The sequence below is a fragment of the Microbulbifer maximicatervae (SeqCode) genome (assembly GCF_056231245.1).
In genome coordinates this window covers 2453034-2474476 of sequence record NZ_CP174334.1, presented here as the reverse complement: position 1 = coordinate 2474476, position 21443 = coordinate 2453034, and the positions used below count along the sequence as shown (strand labels likewise).

At 52.5% G+C, this 21443-nt stretch carries 10 protein-coding genes; all 10 read left to right on the top strand.

Annotation, left to right across the window (positions count from 1 at the left end; translation table 11 throughout):
- The first annotated feature begins 39 nt into the window (after positions 1–39).
- The 10 genes from ACJJIS_RS10690 to ACJJIS_RS10645 all read left to right on the top strand — a co-directional run bounded on the left by ACJJIS_RS10690 (position 40) and on the right by ACJJIS_RS10645 (position 21356).
- Positions 40–5625 (top strand): non-ribosomal peptide synthetase, encoded by a 5586-nt coding sequence (locus tag ACJJIS_RS10690; protein ID WP_475710250.1) that lies wholly within the window; start codon positions 40–42, stop codon positions 5623–5625.
- Positions 5626–7434 (top strand): ABC transporter ATP-binding protein, encoded by a 1809-nt coding sequence (locus tag ACJJIS_RS10685; protein WP_475710249.1) that lies wholly within the window; start codon positions 5626–5628, stop codon positions 7432–7434.
- Positions 7431–9185 carry an ABC transporter ATP-binding protein gene (locus tag ACJJIS_RS10680; protein ID WP_475710248.1) on the top strand — a complete coding sequence of 585 codons (1755 nt, stop codon included), beginning with the start codon at positions 7431–7433 and terminating at the stop codon, positions 9183–9185. Before ACJJIS_RS10685 ends, ACJJIS_RS10680 begins: the two co-directional genes overlap by 4 nt.
- Positions 9182–10282: a saccharopine dehydrogenase NADP-binding domain-containing protein gene (locus ACJJIS_RS10675; protein ID WP_413662057.1), complete on the top strand. Its 1101-nt coding sequence runs from the start codon at positions 9182–9184 to the stop codon at positions 10280–10282. Before ACJJIS_RS10680 ends, ACJJIS_RS10675 begins: the two co-directional genes overlap by 4 nt.
- On the top strand, positions 10279–11430 hold the full coding sequence (locus ACJJIS_RS10670) for a class I SAM-dependent methyltransferase (RefSeq protein WP_413662056.1): 1152 nt from the start codon (positions 10279–10281) through the stop codon (positions 11428–11430). The genes ACJJIS_RS10675 and ACJJIS_RS10670 overlap by 4 nt, the downstream gene beginning before the upstream one ends.
- A gap of 9 nt (positions 11431–11439) precedes the next feature.
- Positions 11440–13713 carry a class I SAM-dependent methyltransferase gene (locus tag ACJJIS_RS10665; RefSeq protein WP_475710247.1) on the top strand — a complete coding sequence of 758 codons (2274 nt, stop codon included), beginning with the start codon at positions 11440–11442 and terminating at the stop codon, positions 13711–13713.
- On the top strand, positions 13703–14809 hold the full coding sequence (locus ACJJIS_RS10660) for a Gfo/Idh/MocA family oxidoreductase (protein WP_475710246.1): 1107 nt from the start codon (positions 13703–13705) through the stop codon (positions 14807–14809). The genes ACJJIS_RS10665 and ACJJIS_RS10660 overlap by 11 nt, the downstream gene beginning before the upstream one ends.
- Before the next feature lie 76 nt (positions 14810–14885).
- Positions 14886–15773, top strand: coding sequence for an ABC transporter ATP-binding protein (locus ACJJIS_RS10655; RefSeq protein ID WP_282932862.1), 888 nt, complete (start codon positions 14886–14888; stop codon positions 15771–15773).
- Positions 15770–19180, top strand: coding sequence for an ABC transporter permease (locus ACJJIS_RS10650; protein WP_475710245.1), 3411 nt, complete (start codon positions 15770–15772; stop codon positions 19178–19180). Before ACJJIS_RS10655 ends, ACJJIS_RS10650 begins: the two co-directional genes overlap by 4 nt.
- Before the next feature lie 31 nt (positions 19181–19211).
- A complete protein-coding gene (locus ACJJIS_RS10645; protein ID WP_413662052.1) occupies positions 19212–21356 on the top strand; it encodes a TonB-dependent receptor in 2145 nt (714 codons plus the stop codon).
- The last annotated feature ends 87 nt before the right edge of the window (positions 21357–21443 follow it).

The following is a 21443-nucleotide window of genomic DNA, read 5'->3' as shown; positions in this document are numbered from 1 at the left end:
CAATTTTATTTTTCAGCGATTGGACGGAGTTTTAACCCCATGACGGCTATGGAACTGATCGACGAATTACAAGGGCTTGGGGTGGAACTCTGGACCGAGTCTGAACAACTGCGCTTTCGCGCGGCCAAAGGCCTGCTGTCGGAGCAGCACAAGCAGAGGCTGCGGGAACACAAGTTACAAATTATCGAAATACTGAGCGCTGCTCAAACAGCCGCTGGCAACGACCAGGATCTGGGAGTGGTGGTTGAGGCCGATAGGGAAAATCGGCATGAACCATTCCCTTTAAGCGATGTGCAGACCGCCTACCTGTTGGGTCGACAAAATGCATTTGGCTACGGCGGCGTTGCTTGTCACGGTTACCTGGAGCTGGAGTACCCGGGATTAAATCCAAAAGGTTTACAGGAAGCCTGGAACCAACTCATTGAACGTCACCCGATGTTGCGGGCGGTTATCGAGCAGGAGGGATACCAGCGGGTTCTCCCCCAAGTGCCGCACTACGAAATGAAAAGCCAAGACCTTACCGGTTTGGACGAGGACGCCCTGGAGCTTGCCTTGGAATCGGTGAGAGATGAACTGGGCCACCGCAACTACCCCATTGGTGAGTGGCCCATGTTCGAGCTGCGCCATAGCCGCACAGATAAGGGCCATATAGTGCATTTCTCTATGGATGCACTGATCGCAGACTGGGCCAGTGCAGGAATTTTATTTAATGAGCTCGATCTCCTGCTGTCTCACCCCGGTACAGCCCTGCCGCCAATGGAAATTGATTTTCGTGATTACCTACTGGCCGAACGAAGTTTATTGGACAGCCAGGGCTACCAAAATGATCGTCGCTATTGGTTGGATCGCCTTGAGCAATTGCCGCCCGCACCTGAGTTACCGGTTTTGCCGCCTGCTGCAGAAGCGGAATCTGTACGTTTTAATCGCCACCACTACCGCCTGGACACCGCGCACTGGCAGACACTGAAGCAGCGAGCCAGTACTGCCGGCTTGACCGCGTCGGTTGCCGTGCTGGCTGCCTACGGAGCGGTATTGCAGCGGTGGAGCCGCCAGCCATGCTTTAGCCTGAATCTTACCTTATTGAATCGGCTGCCCTTACACCCTCAGGTTAACCAGCTGATTGGTGATTTTACTTCGGTCAGTGTGTTGGCGATTGGTGATTCCAATGGAAAAACCTTTCGCGATTGGGCGGCAGGCATTGGCGAACAGTTGTTCAGTGATATTGATCACCGCTTGTTCTCCGGTGTGGAAGTACTGCGGGAAATGTCCCGTGCGCGAGGACCCGAGGCCGCATTGATGCCGGTGGTATTTACCAGTGCTATTGGCCTGGGAGATACAGAAAAACCCGCTAGCGGTAGAAAGTCCGGCAGAGGAATTACCCAGACACCGCAAGTCACCCTGGATTGCCAGGTAAGGGATGATGCCGATGGCCTGGAAATTAACTGGGACGTGCGCCAGGGCGTTTTTCCATCGGGCCTGGTAGAGGATATGTTCGCGGCCTTTACCGGCTTGTTGAATGAGCTCGCCGCTGGCGGCGACGGGCAATGGCTTGGCAAATCTCCGGTTTCTTTACCCGAGTGGCAGCAACAGGAGAGGCATCAGGTTAATCAAACCGATGGGCCTGTTCCTTCAGAGCTATTGCATCAGGGCGTATTTGCCCAGGCTGCGGCAACGCCAGAAGCTACCGCCATCATTGATAGCAATGGCAGTGTAAGTTATGGCGACCTGGCAAAAAAAGCGGCGGGTATCGCCAAATCGCTGAGCAAAGAAGGTTTCCAGCTGGGCGGCCGCGTGGCCATTGCAATGCCGAAAGGGCGGGAGCAAATAGCGGCGACCCTCGGTGTGCTCCTGGCTGGTGGTATCTATTTGCCACTGGACGCGGCACAACCGGAAATACGGCTCAATAAACTGTTGCTCAGTGCAGAGGCGGAATACGTCCTGACACTCAGCGACCTCGCCAGCCAAATTAAGTGGCCATCAGAAGTGCAGGTGATCAGTGTAGATACCCTGGCACCTGAAACTGAGATTCCGGTAGCCAGTAATGGTGACCCCGAGCAGCTGGCTTATGTTATCTACACCTCCGGCTCTACCGGCGAACCCAAGGGTGTGATGATTAATCATCGGGCCGCTTTAAATACGGTGCTGGATATTAATCGCCGCTTCGAAGTGGGCCCGGGCGATCGCATTTTGGGTTTGGCCCAACTCAGTTTTGATTTGTCGGTCTACGATATTTTTGGCCCCTTGGCAGTCGGTGCGATTTTGGTATTGCCCGATCCGGCCCGCGGTGCAGACCCTTCACATTGGGCGGAGGTCATGGATGAGCACCGGGTGACATTGTGGAACTCCGTCCCCGCGCAGTTGCAAATGCTGGCCACCTATCTGGATACAGAACCTCGGCCGCTGTCTGAATGGCGATTGGCAATGCTATCGGGGGATTGGATTCCGGTTACTTTACCGGAACATATCAGGCGCCATGTGCCCGCACTCAATCTGATCGGCATGGGTGGGGCTACAGAAGCTGCAATCTGGTCCAACTACCACCGTATTGAGCGAGTCGATCCCGCCTGGAGCAGTATTCCCTATGGCGTGCCGCTGACGAACCAGGGCTTCCGGGTGCTGGATAGCCAGTTGCGCGATGCCCCTGTGTGGGTAGCGGGTGAGCTGATGATTACTGGCCTGGGGTTAGCCGATGGTTACCTCGGTGATGCGGCCCTCTCTGAACAGAAATTCTTCTCTCATCCGGTGGACGGTCAGCGCCTTTACCGCACCGGCGATTTGGGCCGTTATTTGCCCGGTGGTGAACTCGAATTCCTGGGTCGTGAAGACGGACAGGTAAAAATTCGTGGACACCGTATCGAACTGGGAGAAGTGGAGTCTGCATTATTGGCCCACCCCGCAGTATCAACAGCAGCGGCGGTGATTGAGAGGAAAGAGGGCGATTCGGGAGCGGACTTAAATCTGTTGGGCTTTGTGGAAAGTCGCCGGATGGATGATGCCGAGCCGGCGGTTATCGATCCCGAGCTGGTAAATTCAGTGCGTCAGTTTGCGCACTACCAGGCGGGCGAGCCGGAAGCTGTCAGTGTCGGCGACTATGTGCAGGCGCTTGAACAAGCGGCCCTGTTGTCGATGCTTCACGGCTTGATGGGCCTGGGGGCATTTACAGATTGCGAGCAGGGATACAGTGCAGAAGAAATTCTTTCACTAGCGGAAGTCCACGAAAAGCATCACTGGCTGGTGCGTCGTTGGTTGGACCTTCTCGTTAACGCAAAGCTGCTCAGCTTATCCACTGCCAGCTCCAGTACTGAGGAAAAATACACGCGAACCCAAGAAATTGATGCTTCCGCTGTTGATGCTGTGTGGAAGCGAGTTGAGCAGGGGATTGAAAGCGGTTTTTGTGATCGGGAATTCCTGCAATATCACCGGGATCATGTCGAGTTATTACCCCAGTTACTAGCGAATCAACAAAACCCGTTTGAATTGTTGTTCCCCCAGGGCGACCAGCAGGTGGCTTTGTCCCTCTATCGGGACGATCTTATTGCCCGCTATAACAATGCCGCCGTTGCCGCATTAATTAACCGCATTGCCGCCCAGAGCGATAGAGGGTTAACGGTTCTTGAGTTGGGTGCTGGCACAGGGGCTACCAGTGCGTCGGTTATTCCCATGTTGGATGGATATGAGGTTGACTATCTATTTACCGACATGACCGCATTTTTCCTGACTGAGGCTCGCCGCCAATTTAAAGAATGGCCTTGGGTGCGCTTCGGAATAATGGATCTCAATACAGACTATCGCGCCCAGGGTTTGGCGCCCAATAGTGCAGATGTCATTTTATGTGCTGGGATGCTCAACAGTACTCGAGATCCAGACGTGGCTATTGCCAGTGCAGTCGAATTGCTGGCGCCCGGAGGCTGGTTAATCCTGACTGAGCCAACGGTGGATCACGCCCATATCTTACTCACCCAGGGTTTTATGATGGACCCGGCTGGCGATAATCGCGCTTGTGGTGCGACCAAGTTCCTGTCTATCGAAAAATGGCAATCGCTGTTAAAAGCCCATGGTGCCGGCCAAGTACTCTGCCTGCCGGAAGATGAGCATCCTTTGTCGGCTTTTGGTATGAACTTATTGGCCGCGCAGATGAAAATTGATCGGCAATATTTGAGTGCCGGGAAGCTGCGGGACTTTTTAGCGAATAGATTGCCCGCGCATATGGTGCCCGCTCATTTACAAGTTCTCGACCAGCTGCCGCTCACCGCCAATGGCAAAGTCGATCGCAAAATGCTCGCCGGTTGGCGCCCTGCGACTGGCGATGCACAAGAGGCTGCGCACTCAGAACAGATGGACCCTCTGGAAACGGCTCTGTGCAAGCTATGGGCTAATGCACTGGGTCTCGATAATGTGGGCCGACAGGACAGCTTTTTCGATCTCGGTGGTGACTCGCTGATTATGGCGCGGGTTGCAGGGCGCTTGTTGGAAGAGATTCCCGAGGCAAAATCGTTTACTTACGACGCCTTGTTGCGCCACATGCTCAATGGACCAACGGTTGCTGCATTGGCCAGAGCACTGAGAGTTGAGCCGGGTGCCGTTGCCGAGGAACAGGCAGACACGGATAGCGACAACCTGGTTGCAACTACCCGCGAGGGCAGCAACTCCTTGATGGTGCCTTTCAGCCATAAAAGCGAGGGTAAAGGGGTATCTAAAGAAGAGGCGCCGGTACGGATTATGTTCCATGCGGCCCTGGGTACCCTGGATTATTTCCAGCACCTGGGCAAAGCGCTTGCGGCCCAGGATTTGGGCCAGGTATTCGGGATTGCTGTCGCCGATACTGAAATGTATCTGTCCATTGATGCCAAAGAGTTAATCGAGCGCACCGCCGATGATTACGCACAAAGAATCATCGACGAGGGCTATCAGCGTTGCCAGTTAATTGGCTACTGCTTGGGCGGCCTGCTGGCAACAGAAGTTTCGCGCAGACTGCTGGAGCGCGGTGTCGATGTGATTGACCTGAGCCTGATCGACAGTATCCCAATGTTTGTCGATACCGATGAAGAGCTGGCTTTCGAAGCGATTTTTGCCCCCAACCTGAATCTCGACCCGGTAAAAGCGGTATTTGGTGAGCATATCGAGAGCGAAGATATTTCCCGCGCGATCGAGACCTTAATGCAGAAACACAACGGTCGTGTTCCCGCCGGTGCAATGGCAGAACTCGACGGTGATGCCGGGCTTAAAGCGGTAGCGGAAGCCGTGCGGCAACGCTCTCAACTCACCCAGGAGCAGCGCCTGGCCGGTTATACCGAGATGGCCTCTGCCCAGGCGGGTGTGCCGGTTGAAGCTGCGATGATACCGGGACTTTTCCGGGTGTGCCGACACAGTATGCGCGCTGCCTGTTTTGACCTGCCTCCCTATATTGGCGATATGACCTACTTGCGCTGCCAGGAAGAGCAATCCTTCGGTGTCACTGCCGGCGTAGGCCATATGGCTGCGCCTTATTGGCAGGATGTTTGTCTGGGGGATTTTGAATTAATCGATGTACCGGGTAATCACTTCAGCGTGATGGAGCCGCCGCAGGTTGCCACTGTCGTTGAGCATTTGGCAAAACCATTACAGCGCGGTAAAGCGGGCGAATAGATGTCTGAGCACATTTTGCCAAATTCCAACTTGCGAAAGCACAACCTGCGGGAACTGATGCGTCCATTTCGTAGCCTCGTGTGGCTGGGGGTGGTGCTCGGTGCCTGTGGTGCGCTCACTTCACTGATTCCTTTTATCGGTATCGTTGAGTTGGCTCGCCTGTTCCTGGCGCCCGATATCAGTGATGTCGCCGAGGCGATTATTCCCGTTGTATTCGCGATAGTTGCCGGGCTGGCGATGGGTTGGATCTGCACCGTAATCGGCTTGTGGTTAACCCATATTGCCGACCAGCGTATGCAGGCGGAACTGCGACGGGCCCTGGTGCGGAAATTGGGACAGGTGCCCCTGGGTTGGTACAGCGAGCACACCTCCGGTGCTGTGCGCAAAGCGGTGCAAGACGATCTAGATGATCTTCACCATATGGTTGCGCACCATCAGGTGGAATTGGCCGCTGCGTTTGCACTGCCACTGGCGGGTCTGGGTTATTTAACCTGGCTCGACTGGCGCTTGGCCCTGTTGGCGATATTCACCCTGCCAGTTTATCTAGTGTCCTACGCCTGGATGATGCGTGGTTTCGGGGAAAAAATGCAGCAGCTGGATAAGGACTTTGGTCGGGTCAGCGCTGCGATTGTCGAATTTGTTCACGGCATTGCGGTGGTTAAGGTTTTCTCGCAAACCGGCCGCGCTCACAGAAATTACCAACAGGCCGTCGAGGATTTCAGCCGCCGTTACACGGGCTGGGTGACACCGCTTGTCCGTTTGGAGGCCGTAACCTCTCTGGCCTTGTCGGTGCCAGTCATTATGTTGGTGAGTCTGGCCGGAGGCGCTTGGCTGGTGGTGAATACAGCCATACAGCCGATTGATGTTCTCGCAACAACGCTGATCGCCGTGATAATTCCCCAGACCATCCTGACCTTGAGCCAGGGACTGACCGCCCAGCAAAAAGCCAAAGCTGCTGCAGGTAGGATCGATCAATTATTGGAGGTTGAGCCTCTGGCTGTTACCTCTGAACCCAAAGAGCCCAAAGATGCAGGGCTGCTTTTTAAGCAGGTCAGCTTTGCCTATACCCAGGATCGGCCTGTATTAAGCGATATTACTTTGCGCTGTCGCCCCGGCTCGATCACAGCTTTGGTTGGGAGTTCCGGTGCCGGGAAATCCACCCTGGCCAAGCTGGTGCCCCGTTTTTATGACGTGACCCAAGGTGCTGTACTCCTGGGGGACGTCGATGTTCGTGATATTGCTCCAGACAATTTATATCGACATGTGGGTTTTGTACTTCAGGAGACCCAGCTGTTGGCTGGCACTGTGGCAGACAACCTGCGCCTTGGGCGCCCGGATGCCAGTGACCAGGAGCTGGTAGATGCAGCGCGCAGTGCCTGCATCCATGAACACATTTTAAGTTTCCCCCAAGGATACCAGGCGGTTATTGGCAAGGATGCTTTTTTTTCTGGTGGAGAAGCACAGCGTTTAAGTATCGCGCGCACGCTTTTAGCAGATGCCCCTGTGTTGATTTTGGATGAGGCCACAGCTCACGCCGATCCGGAATCTGAAGCCCAGATTCAACAGGCATTATCTTGTTTGGTGCGCAATCGTACTGTGCTGGTGATTGCTCATAAGCTGCACACCATCGCCGGCGTTGACCAGATTGCGGTTCTGGACAATGGCCGCCTGGTTGAATGCGGAACTCATCGGCAACTGTTGGCTGAGGGCAAGCACTACGCAGAATTATGGCGTTTGTACAACAGTGCCGAACAGAGTGAAAAAGCAATGAGTGATGAGGCTCACGTTACTAGCGGGGTCTCATCATGATTCGCAGTTTGCTTGCCATTCTCGGACCTGCGTATCGCCGTGAAGTTGGCATTTATGCGGTATGGCTTCTCGCCTATGGGGTTTTGCAGGGAATCGCGGTGACGCTTCTGGTGCCTCTGCTCAGCTCACTGTTGGCCTCTGAGATGGAGGCGGTTGGGTACTGGTTGCTTTCCCTGTTATCGGTAGTTGTGATTGCTTGTATTGCTCGTTACCAGCAAACCGTAAAAGGGGCTGCACTGGCCATCCTGGTATTGAAAACCCTGCACAATCGTTTGGGTGAACACCTCTCTCAACTTCCCCTCGGTTGGTTCAGTGCAGAAAAAGTCGGTCGTTTGTCCCGCAGTGCAACCGGGGGCACCTTGATGGTGACTAACGTTTTTGCCCACCTGTTGCCCCCCACTGTCAGCGGTGTTGTCACTCCGCTGACAGTGGGGGTGGCAATGTTGTGGTTTGACTGGCGACTGGGGCTGACCGCTTTGTTGTTTGTGCCCTTGATTTATATTGGCCATCGCTGGTCCGCCCAGTGGATAGGCGCCATGGAAACGGAAGTGGATGCTGCCGGTGCTCGCGCCAGTAGCCGGGTGGTGGAGTTTGCCCGCAACCAAGCGGTACTCAGGTCTTTTGGCAAAAATGTCAGCGGTTATCTCCCACTGGAAGAGGCGATTGCCGGGCAAAGCGGAGCGGCGGGTTCCATGTTGCGGCAGACCTTCCCCCGCTTGTTTGCCGGTGGATTTATGGTGCAACTCGCCTTTGCCGCAGTGATTGCCGTGGGTGTTTGGCTCACGCTCAATCAACAACTTCCCCCTATTGAATTGGTGGCTTTGCTAGCTTTGGCGGCCAGATTTACCGGTCCTCTGGCGGAACTCGCCGGGCGCAGTGGTCTGCTGCGCATGGCCGGTAATGATTTGCACAGACTGGCCGCTATCTTTTTTGAGCAGTCGCTACCTGAGCCATCCAGATCTCAGCCTTTTACCGAGCAGGGTGGGTTGGTTGAATTTTCAAATGTGAATTTTAGCTACGAGTTGGGGCAACCGGTATTGAAGGATCTTTCCTTTAGGGTTTCTCCGGGTACCACTACAGCGATAGTCGGTGCATCAGGCTCGGGTAAAACCACCATCACTCGTTTGTTGTTGCGTTTTTTTGATACCGACCAGGGCCAGGTAAAAGTGGGCGGGGTGGATGTGCGGCAACTGCGCACAGAAGACCTGATGCGGCAGATCTCTATCGTTATGCAGGATGTGTATCTGTTCAGCGACACCCTGGAAGCGAATATTCGATTGAGTCACCCCGAAGCCAGTCAGGAAGCCCTGGAACGTGTGGCGAAACTGGCTGGAGTAGACGAGATTATTGAGCGCTTGCCCCAGGGATGGCAGACGCAGGTAGGTGAGGGGGGCGCTGCACTTTCTGGTGGCGAACGCCAGCGGGTTTCTATCGCCCGTGCCCTATTAAAAGCTGCACCTATTGTTGTGCTGGATGAAGCAACAGCAGCACTCGATCCGCGCAATGAAAAGTACCTGAACAGTTCCCTGCAGCAATTAAAACAAGGGTCCACTGTCATTGTGATCGCCCATCAATTATCCACCGTTATGAACGCGGATCAAATAATCGTACTTGAAGAAGGTGCGGTGGCTGAAGTTGGCAATCACCGCAAGTTGTTATCACAGCAGGGTCTGTATGCACATTTTTGGCAACAGCGCAGTCAAGCTACTGGCTGGCGTTTGGTTGAGTCCGATATGGAGGTAAGCCTATGACAATTGCGATTTTAGGTGGTTATGGCGATGTGGGTGCAGCGGTTACCGGTTATTTACAGTCCCTCGAGTTGGGTGCTATGCGTATCGGTGGTCGCAACGCACATAAACAGCCGCTATCCAGTGATTCGGTAATTTCTTATCAGACGGTGGACTACCTGGATGCAGCCTCACTGGATCAGTTTGTATCTGGCTGCGAGGTTCTGATCAATTGTGCAGGACCTTCACATTTAATTGGCGACAGGGTTGCCAAAGTTGCGGCACAAGTGGGAGCAGCCTATATCGATGTTGCTGGCGATGAAGCCCTCTATGAGCAACTCGATGGATCCTATTACCAGAGCCATGGTCTGACCGCAGTTTTATCAGCCGGCTTACAGCCGGGGCTCAGTAGTCTGCTACCACGCTGGCTGGCAGAGCAGGAGTTTTCACAGGTAGAGAGCCTGATCAGCTATTTCGGCTTGCGCGATCGATTTACCGATGTCGCCGCCGATGATTATTTGCAAGGTGCCAATGAACAGCACAGTAAACCCTTGGCAGCCTGGCGCAATGGACGCCGGGTGAGTGGAATATTGAAACGCCGTTCCGATGTCGAGCTGCCCTTTTTTCCTGAATCTACCACTGTGCTTCCGTATTTAAATAGCGAGGGCGAGCGCCTAGCTCAGGATTTATCCCTCTCTGATGGTGATTGGTATAACGCGGTTAGCGGCTCTTATATTTTATCCGCCTTTAATACTACCCATGGTTTTAGCCGCGACGAAGCGCGGGCAGCACTGTGTCGGGCCAGTGCGCTGGATCTGGCGGGGCGCGATCCTTATGTGCTGATGCTTTTGCAACTTACCGGTAAATACAACGAGCAAGAGCGCACTCGCACAGCCGCGTTGCGGGGCACTGGCAATGCAGATCTAACAGCAGCGGTAGCCGCAGTCACCACTATGGCTGTACTTCGCGATGAAATCCCACCGGGTTGTCATTACTGCGCCCAAGTATTGCCGCCGGCATTGGCGATGGAACGCATGTCGAAGATTGGGGCATTGAGTTTTTTAACCACCCTGGAAACAAGTATTGAAGATATGGTGTGCCTTGAGGAGGGAGCCATTTGAAAAACCTAACACCTCCACCCGCCGATACCGCCCATGAGGCTGGGCTGGCAGCTTTACCCGCTGAGCTTGCTACAGACAGTGGTTTGGCAAAACTGCCGGCTGCAATGCAGAGGCTTGAGTTTATCAGCCTGCGGACGATTATGGAGTTATTTTCCTCCAGCGGAGTGCTGACTCCAGAGAGTGTTGGGCGCGGCAGTGAGGAAATTATTAATACGCTGGGTGCCGCTTCCCGACACCATTGGCTGGTTCGCCGCTGGCTGGTGGCCTTGGTTGAACGAGAGTTTTTGAGGCTCAGTAATGGCAACTACTCCTGGGAGCAAATTCCTGAGAGTGCAGTCGGAGCAGATAAATTACCGGAGGCCTACAGTGCGCTGGGATTCCCCCCTGAAATGGCCGAGTCACATCAAAAGCTCCTGACGCATTTGTCTGAACTGGTGCGGGATCAAGTCTCCATTAATCAATTGCTGTTCGAGAATGGAGAAATACTAACGGCACTGGCCGCCTACCAGAACAACTGGTTTACGACGTATCTCAATTATGCCGCAGCGTACATCGTAAAACAGGCCGTCAAGCCAGGGCCTATGCTGAGAGTGCTTGAATTGGGGGGAGGTGCAGGCCTAACCACTTCGGCAATTTTAGATACTTTAGCCGGAAGGCCGGTTAATTATCGCTTTACCGATGTATCGCCAGTATTTACCACTGCGGCACAGAAAAAATTTCGCAATCACATCGGTTTGCGTTGCAGCCTGCTCGATATCAATGTCGATTTTTCTGCGCAGTCAATTGCGCCGGCAAGTACCGATATCGTTGTGGCTGGCAATGTTTTGCACAACGCTGCTCATATTGGCCAAACGCTACAGCGTATTCGCAGGTCGCTTGTCCCTGGTGGCTGGCTATTGTTTAGCGAATCCACTCGGGATAACCACGCCATGTTAACGGCAATGCAGTTTCTGCTTTCCCCTGCTGAATCCGGGACTCTTTTGGGCAGTGAAGATCGGCGAGGGGGCTCGGATCAGGTATTTATTGATAGCGCAGCCTGGCAGGAAGAGCTGGTTAGCGCTGGCTTTGAGATTAAGTATTTCCTGGCACCCTCGACATCGTCGCTATCAGTAGCGGGCCAAACCTTATTTGTTGCAAGGGCTGTTTAAGGGGCTGTGATGAAAATAGAAGCAATAGCAGCAAATATTTTAAGTGGTTTGGAACAGTTGGGTGAATATCCCGCATTATCACTTGAAGGCTGTGACTGGAGTGGCAGTCAGGTGCTGACTTGGACTGGTTCCGTGGTTGCAAAGCTCAATGAGCAGCTTGCAGAACAGGGCTCACAGCGAGGCAAAACACTACTCTGGCAAGCTGATAATTCTGGGAATGGGTTGCCTCTGCTGATGCACCTGGTGGCACTAAGGCTGGGCATCGGGTTTGAACTTGTGCCTGAGGCGAACCCAGAGAAGGATTGCTTGACCTTAGAGGTACAAATCCCGAATGCGTTAGAAGGCCATCGAGGTGAGTTTTCGGTATTGCTGGCAGAAAACACCACCGTGGAGACAAACCTGACCTTACTCGAAGCGCAGCAAGAAGCTTTGGGGCCTATTCAGGGAAAGGTCGCCGTATTTTCTCCGCTCAATGAATTTGCTCGCTTTGGTATTTTCGCAGCATGGAGTTGTGGGCTACCTGTGCGATTGCAGGACCCCGCTATCAACCCAGCTAAAGCGCTGGTTGCTCTGGAGCGTTCAGGGTTTTCCGGTGTGGTATTGACGTCAACTTTGCTAAAAGGCTTGGCCGCACACCCGGCATTGGCCTTGACCAATCTCAAAAGCCTGCAATGCCTTTTGTATGAAACCGATGTCTTGCTATCACAATCTCTGTTGCGGGATATTCAACGCTTATTGGCAAACGATATTTCCGGTTGGGTCTGTACCGATAAAGGTATAGAACCCGTTGCAAAGGTCCAGCAAGCCCAGACCCAAAAGCTTGCGACTCTTGTCGAAAGTGTGGCGAAACACCCTGCGGTCGCCAGCTCCGTGACAATTCCCCTTGCTGGAGAGAATCGCTGGGCGGTCTTTGCGCAGCCCAAAATGCAGGCAGAGGCCAGTAACCTTGATATGACAGGGTTGTTCGCGCGAATTAATACCGAGCTGGATGCGGAATTTGCCCATATTGATTTGGAACATGCGGTAAAGGTAACGGAACAACTTAACGCTACTGCTTTGCTATCCATGCTGAATGCTTTCAGCCACCTGGGATTGTTTTGCGATCGACATTCAGTACACAGCTTAGCGGAAATACTTGAAGCCCCTCCGGTGGCTCAGCAGCACCGAGCTTTGATCAAGCGCTGGATCAAGGTTTTACAGGAGCAGCAGTTACTTCGTACTGATGGCGAGTATTGGTCGCCAGAGGTAGATCCAGACAGCTACAGTGATGCTGCCTTGGCTCTAGCATGGACTCGGCTGGAACAGGAATGGCGGATGCTGTCTGGAGCCAGTAAAACGATCGATTACGCCCGCGCTAACGCGGAACAATTACCGGATCTAATTCGGGGCAAAGTCCAGGCTGTGCACCTGCTGTTCCCCCGTGGTAGCACTGAGTTGGCGAGTGCGCTTTACCGGGAGGGTATAGCGGCCAGGTACCAGCAGCATTCAGTAAGAGCTTTATTGAAGTCCATCTTAAATAATTGGGAAGGCCAGCAACAGACTCTGAAAATACTGGAAGTTGGCGCTGGCACTGGGTCGACTACCCAGGCTCTACTGCCAGTGTTGGATGATGTCAGTGGCCATATCAACTTTGAATACCAGTTTACGGATATCTCTGCGGCTTTTCTCGATAGCTTTTTCGCAAAACATGGGGATCAGGAGCAGCGCCCCTGGTTGCACCGTGGATTGTTTGATATTGATCGTTCACCGCGCAGCCAGGGATTTTCCCCCAATAGCTTCGATGTAATTATTGCCGGCGGTGTTTTTAACGCCGCCCGCGACACAGATGCATCATTGCGCAGGGCAGCCGAGTTATTGCGCCCTGGTGGTTGGTTCATTATGACGGAGCCAACCAGTGAGGAGTTTTGGGTGATGGCATCACAGGCGTTTATGCTGGTGGATGCCGTCGACGAACGTACGGATTCCGGTGCAACATTTCTATCACTTTCCCAGTGGCACAATGCCCTGGAGGCTGCCGGATTAGAGTTGGCTATGGATTTGCCTGTATCTGAACACCCCCTATCCAGGCAGGGACATCGCTTCTTTGCCTGTAGAGCCAAGCAACATCAAATGCGACTGTCAGCAGATTGCCTGGCCGAATATCTCGATCACTTTAAGTCAGAAATTTATATCGAAGTTTTGGACAAATTGCCTTTGACTCTTGAGGGGCAGATAGATAAGGACCAATTAGAGAAATGGGCCGTGTCCATGGCTGAAAACCGGGGAGAGTCAAATGGGAATTGATAACCGCAAGCGGGTTGTCGTTGCAGGGACAGGCTTTGGCCGCATTTACCTTGAAGCCCTGACATCTTTCAGATTACCCGGCCGAGAACATTTTGAACTCTCAGGATTATTGGCTCGTGGCAGCGATTATTCCAGGAGCTGTGCCGAGCAATATGGAGTACCGCTCTATACCGAGGCAGAGCAGGTCCCCGATGATATCGATATTGTGTGTGTTGTTGTGCGTTCTGGTGCAACCGGGGGCGAGGGTTCTGAAATAGCGCAATCGTTTCTTAAACGAGGCATTCATGTATTGCAGGAGCATCCGGTCCACACCAAGGAAATTACCGCCAATCTGCTAGCTGCAAAGCAGGGGAATTCGGCCTATGCCGTTAACACCCTCTACCCCAATTTGCGCCCCACCAGGCAGTTCCTGGCTGCGGCAGAATACTTGCGTCGGCACCAGCGCCTGGAAATGATCGATGCTATTTGCAACAGCCAGATGGCCTATCCGCTATTGGATGTTATTGGTCGTGCAGTGGGCGAGCTTCGCCCCTGGTCTTTTAGCGAGCCGGTGCAACCAGAGGGCCATCCTTTTCAAAGTCTGTCGGCTACCTTTGGTGGTGTGCCCATGACTTTGCGTATTCAGAATCAGGTTCATCCACAGGACCCTGATAATCATTCCCTGCTATTACATCGGCTTGCTATAGGTGGCGAGGCTGGGGTTTTGACTTTGACTGATACTCACGGCCCCGTGCTCTGGAATCCCAGGTTACATTCGGCAAGGGACCAAACCGGCCGGCTTATTTTAAAGGGTGAGGGTACAGAGCGGCTGGCCGTTCCCAGCATGGTTACCCTGGGCGATACGGAAATGCGTAGTTACCACGATATTTTTGCCCTCACTTGGCCGGAGGCGGTTATTGAGGCTCTGCACTCCCTTTGTACTGATATCGCACAACCCGAGAAGCGCAAGCAAAGTGGTCAATGGGCATTGAGTGTCTCAATGGCGTGGAGTGATTTAACGGCCCGAATCGGTATGCCGACGTTGATCCAGCCAGGGGAACCGGAGCCGGTATCAGTTCAGGCACTCGCGGATATTGTCGGTCAGGCTTGCGACTAGAGTTTTAAGAAAACACGAACAGCACAAAAAAAGTGATTACGGAATTTTTACTTATAAAACGGGGTTAGGAGGAGAGATGCAAAATCAATCAGGGTTGATCATCGAAGGGCTCTTTAAGACATATAAAAATGGGGTGAAGGCGTTAAACGGCGTTAACTTGGAAGTTGGCCCCGGCATGTACGGATTACTTGGGCCTAATGGTGCCGGGAAAAGTAGTTTGATGCGTACCTTGGCTACCCTGCAAACCCCGGACAGTGGTCGGATCATGCTGGATGGTGTGGATGTGCTGGCAAAGCCGGACTTTATGCGCAGTAAACTGGGCTATTTGCCGCAACATATCGGCGCCTATCCTGGAATTGCAGCGCGGTCATTGCTGGAGCGTTTTGCCTGGCTCAAAGGCTTCACTGAAACAAGCGCAAGACGCCGTGAAGTGGATAGGCTATTGGAGCAGGTCAATTTGGCCGATGTAGCCGATCGAGCCGTATCAACCTATTCCGGCGGTATGCTGCGTCGTTTTGGTATTGCCATTGCATTGATTGGCGAGCCGCGCCTGATCATCGTTGACGAGCCAACCGCTGGCCTGGACCCGGCTGAACGCAATCGCTTTCACTGTGTTTTGGCGGATGTCGCGGCGGATGCCATTGTATTGCTCTCTACTCATATTGTTGAAGATATCGAAAACCTGTGCCAGCGCCTGGCCATATTGGCCTCTGGGCGTATTGTTGTTGAGGGCACAGCCCCGGAGGTCACAGACCCTCATATAGGCAAGATGTGGCAAGCACTGATTCCCCGTGGCGAATCACTTCCCGCATCCCTGCACAATATTGCCAGACCCGATGGTACCCAGGTAATCGTACACGGGGAAAAACCCGCAGACTCTCGTTTTACTGCCCACACGCCTCGCCTGGAAGATATTTATCATCTGGCTATTGAGCAGGTAAAAGACCAGCGGGAGGCTGCATGAACAAGCTGGCGCTTATTGCCCATGAGGCAAAGCTGGAGATAAGAGCCGGATTTAGCAGCGGCATCGTGGCTTTAGCCTTCTGGGGGCTGGTGATCTACCTGCTTCTGAATTTGGTCAATGCCGACTACATGCAAAAAATGGGGGCCACAGATATTCCCCGGAACTCACCATCACTCATTTACCTGATGGGTGCGGGATGTATGTTCTTTCAGTTTTTTGCCTGGGCCTGGGTTTTCTCGCAGCCTATTTTGCGGGACCGCAAAGCCAGTCTGCATGAAGTGATCTATACAACACCGAATTCCCTGAGCGTAATGCTTTGGGGGCGGTTTCTTGGCGCAGCGGTAATAGGAGCCATATTAAGTGCATCTGCGCTGGTAGGATTTTTGGTCTCGCCGGTATTGGTGTGGATGGGCTTGCTGCCCGAAACAGCGATTGGCCCAGCGCCCTGGAAAGCCCTTGGGTTTGCATGGATCTGGTTACAGATTCCCGCGAGCATCGGTATTGGCGCTCTGTATTTTGTCGCTACGTTGCGAACTCGCAGCCTGGCCGGTCCTTTTGGACTCGCAGCGGCTTTAATGATGCTGTGGATGTTTGCTGTGATCGTTCTTCGGGGTGGCAATATTAATCCGCAGCTGGCTGCGGTAATGGACCCCTCGCTATTTACTTTCGTTTATACGGAGGTTACTTCCTGGACACCTCTGCAAAAATCAACCTCGCTACTGCCGTTTACTTTGGGTTCGGTACTGAATCGAATTCTATGGTGTCTTGTTCCTTTGCTTGCCTTGGCGGCTTGCCTGAAATACTTGCGAAGGGAAACACTGGTACTGGAAGGGGCTGCCAAACCTGCCCGGGCGAAGGCCGCTAAAAAGGCAGCCACTCGCAAGGTTAAAGATTTCTCTCCATCTAAGCCCGATACCGCATCGGTTGGCCGCGCCTTGCGTCAACTCATGCTGGAAGCTCGCTGGAGATTATTTCACGTATGGAGTAGTCGCGCTTGGTGGGTCGGTGTTGCGGTCCTGGTAATAATGGGGGTGGCTAGCTCGTTTACCCAGATCATCTGGCACGCTGAAGGGCCTATGGCACCGCGCTTGGAAATGCTATTGCCGCTTCTCAAGGATGTTATTTTCCTGGTTATTGCTTTTGTAATCGCCGCATTGACTGGCTTGGTGTGCCGCAGGGATCAGGTGCCTGGGTTTGACGACATGCTGTCTGCAACCCCCGCGCCCGACTACACACGATTATTTGGCGTTGCCCTTACCGTATTCGCCATGACGGTGCTGTTGGCCCTGTTGCCGGGTCTATCGGGCATTATTACTGTGCTTCTCACCGCTCCTGCATCTGTCGATATCGTACAGGCGTTCACTTATCAATTGCTGATAGTGACAGCTCCTTTATTGGAGTTGTCGATGATGGTGCTTTTGGTGCATGCACTGTTCCGCCATGCGGGCTTTGCCTATTCCATGTCAATGTTTGTGACCTTTATTCTGGTCCTCAATCATGAGCTGGAGCTGGTGCATTACCCGCCCTATGAAGTGGGTATCACCGCTCATATTCAACTGTCAGCACTCAGTGGTTGGGAACCCTGGATCGGTTATTTATTGGCCTTGGATGGATTTAAAGTTGCGCTTGCCATATTGATGATCGGCCTGTCTGCTCTTTTGATTCCCCGTGGACTGGATAGCCGCATGTCTCAGGGTTTTGCCCTGATACGTTCACGTCTTATGGCCCCTCAGGGCGCTCTGGTGGCTTGTTCCGCTTTATTTCTTCTCGGTCTCGGTTCTGTATTGGGAGATAGGCTGGTAGTGCAGGGCGGGTATCAATCACCAGAGCAACTCAAACAAGAAGATGCCCTCTGGGAATCTTATTGGCTGCCGAAAGCGAGTGGGTTTGAGGTGTCCGGTGGTGAATTGAATATCAATATCAACCCGGATAACCAAACAGTAGAAGGTGAGTGGTTATTGCATAAAGTTCATGTCGAAGGGCAGGGCTTGCAGTTTGAATTACCCCACGGATTTGTATTGGTTAAGGCCTCAGTGGGCGGGCGTGAAGTCACACCGGATCAACGTTACGACCATATGTCGCTGCCAGTATCAGGCTGCTCTGATCAGGGTTGTAATATCAAACTGTTGTGGCAAATGAAGGCGCCGGGGTGGTCCGCAGAGGGAGAACCCTCAGGGCTGACTGCCAGTGGAGTCTGGTTACAAGCCAGTGATATTGTTCCGCGTCTAGGCATTGATCCCGAGCGTATTTTGCGGGTGCCAGCAGAGCGCGAAGCACTGGGTTTAAGCCGTGAGTTTACGCTGCCAACCGCACAGCTGGCCACAACCCTTGAGGGCGCGGCCCCTTCGGGAGATTGGCGTTGGCAAGTTCGTATTAAAAGCGCTGACAAGCCTGTCTTCAGCGAACAGGGCAGTACTACTGGCCCCTTGGATTTCTCCATTCAATGGGCACCCAATACGAAACTAGCGGTATTCGATGGGTTTGATATTTCCCATGATTCCGATCGCTCAAATATGGTTTCTGCCATTGCTAAGGACGTTGGGCAGATGCAGGCCTGCGTGAGCCAGCGGCTGGGTACTGATATCGAAATTAAACGGATTGCCCAATGGCCAAGAGGACTTGGAGAGACACGGGCCAGCGGTAATTTGCTGCAATTGTCCGAGGGGCCTCATTGGGATATTGCCGATGAAGGTACAGGGCGTTGGCTGCGGCGGGTCGATATCGCCCGAGCTTTGGCCCGCCAGCATTTACTGGAAAGTTCGGACATACGACGTATTGCCGGCTCCGCGTGGCTCAGCGATGGAGTTTCCGGAGCGATTGGCCTGCTTTGTGTAGCGGAAATCGATGGCATCGAAGTGCTTGATGATGTGCTGGTTCGATACTCCGATAAGACGACCAGAGACCTGGCTGGCAGTGAGGTACCCGTTGAGCGCTTGAGCACCGCACCGATTTCCGGTTGGACTCGCTACTATGCGCCGGTGGCCGCACTGGACTGGACGCTTCTGCAATCTCCTGAGTCCCTGTCCGCGTTACTCGATGACATCAAGCAGCAGAAGAATATTGAAAATGTACTGAGCGCTTATGTCGGTGAGACACGGACGCAAAATATGCTCGGGGCTCCTCTTTCATCAGCTCTAACGGTCGAGTACCTGGAGTCCGGTCAAATACGCCTGGACGGACAGCGTTGGCGCTGGGAGAAGGGTGGATGGCAACCGGTCGCACAAACGGCCAGCTACCGTTTGCTAGCCGATATCAATGAGTTGGATTCCGAGGTCATCAATGGAAAAACGCTGATTGAGCGTCTGCCCTCGGAGAAAGTTCTAGCGCTGGATATCTGGCCTTCCTATCAGCGGGACCCTGCACAGAATTTACTGGCTGAGAGTTCTGAAGTATCGAATATCAATTAATAGCCTAAGTAATAGAAAGGAAATTCAATTTATGCTCAGCTTAAACCTAGATAAGAAAGTACTTGCGAAACAAATTTCGCTAATATCGGCAAGTCTGCTATACGCTTCCGGAGCCTACTCTGCGGCGGAAGGAGCGGAAAAGGAGAGTTCTTCCGAAACAGAAATGGAAGTCGTTGAAGTTACTGCCCGGCTTACAAAAGAGAAAGCCAAGGATGTTCCCTTCAGCTTGAGTGTTGTTAGCGAAGAGGATTTGAAAAACCGATTGCTGCTCAATTTTGAAGATGCATTGCGCAGTGCACCTGGAGTAGATGTTTATTCTTCCAGTGGTGCGGTGGATGCAAATATCCGTATTCGCGGGGTTGGTTCACTGACTCAGGTAAATAAGGATGATGGCTCCGTTGTAGTGAACCTTGATGGCGTATCTATGCCTGCGGGAAATGTGTCCCTTGGGACCCTTGATATCGAAAGACTGGAAATATTAAAGGGTCCTCAAGGGACCTTATTCGGGCGCAACAGTGAAGCTGGCGCTATTAATATTACCACTAACAAGCCAACCGAAGAGTTTGAAGCTTACGGACGTGTAGAGCTCGGAGAGGATAACCAGAGTTTATATCAAACTGTTATCAGCGGCCCATTCTCTGAATCACTCCGTGGCCGAGTAGCCATCCGACATATCAGTGAGGACCATTGGGTTGAGAATACGACTAACGGCGATCCAATGACTGAACCCAAAGACCTGGCTTTCAGAGGTAGTCTGGAATGGGATTTGGGTGCGAAAACATCAGCCTTATTTATTGCTGAGAAGCAACAACAGGAAGGCTTTCTGAACCTTCAGTTATTACAACCTTTCGGTGATGACCCTGGCAGTGAACACACACCAGGAGCTTTTGACGATAATGAAAAAACCGTTGAGCGATTTTCCACTGAAATCAATCACCAATGGGCTAATACTCAACTGACTTCTATCACTGCATTGGTCAACACGGATTTTAGTTACCTAACCGGTTTTGACCAAGAGACTGCCCAAGCAGTGTTCAATTTCCCAATGGAGTATCTTCGTGGCGATAGCCAGGACGAGCAGACCATCAGCCAGGATCTACGCTTGTCCTCATTGCCTGAGGCATCTACATTCTGGGTGATTGGACTCAATCTACAAGAAGGTGAAAGAAGTTTTGACTCAATTGATTTGGTGTCCTTCGCCAATCAATACCGGGATTACGATACTGATAGCCAGGCTATTTACGGTGAGACTACATTACCTGTAACTGACTCCCTAAAATTTACAGCTGGATTACGTTACACCCAAGAGAGTAAGAAGTACGCCGGTGAGTATTCCAGCTACGGTATGGATGGCAATCTCTACGTTTCTCAAGATCAAAGAGATTTGGACGATAGTTATACAACTGGCCGCTTGGCTCTTGGTTATTCGCTGTCCAATTCCACAAATATCTATGCAGTTGCCGCACGAGGCTATAAATCCGGTGGGTTCAATGACTTTGCTTTGCAGTCTGCCGATAGCGTTGCTTACAAGCCCGCAACTGTCGACACCTTCGAGCTAGGCATTAAAAATGAGTCAGACAGTTTGAATATCAGTGGTGCTGTATTCTTTAGCTCAGTGGAAGATGATCATTTGTTAGGCTTTGATTTTGCTTCCTATTCCTCTGCTGCAGTAAACGCAGATACGGAGACATTTGGTGCAGAGCTTGAGGCCGATTGGTTTATTACCGAGCAGTTTAGTATTGCCGGTGGCTTGAGCTTCCTGGATACGGAAATTACAAAAGATGTGTATGGTGTTTCCGGTGGTGACGTTTTGGCGGGTAATGAAGTGCCTGACGTACCCAGCTGGAGTGCTAGCCTGGCATTGAATTACTACCAGCCTCTACCAGACTTTATGGGGTTAAGCGCACCGGCTCTCAATACCAACCTGACTGTACGTCATGTAGATGAGCGCCCGGCAGATGCACAAAACCACTTTAACCTGGATGCTTACAGCAAGGTGGACCTTCGTGTAGCACTGCAAACGGACTCTATGGAGCTTTATCTGTTTGCTGACAATCTGCTTGATGAGCAGTATCAGTTATATGGCTACACCAATGCGATATTTGCCCCTGATGCCAGAATAGGGGCGCCGGCAAAAGGACGTCGTGCGGGAGTTGGAGTTCTATACCGTCTGTAATAAGATTTCGACTGTTTAGTTAACGACTGTTTTATCTATCTTGATGGTGAGTGGATCAATCTCTGTAGAGATTGATCCACTAAATAG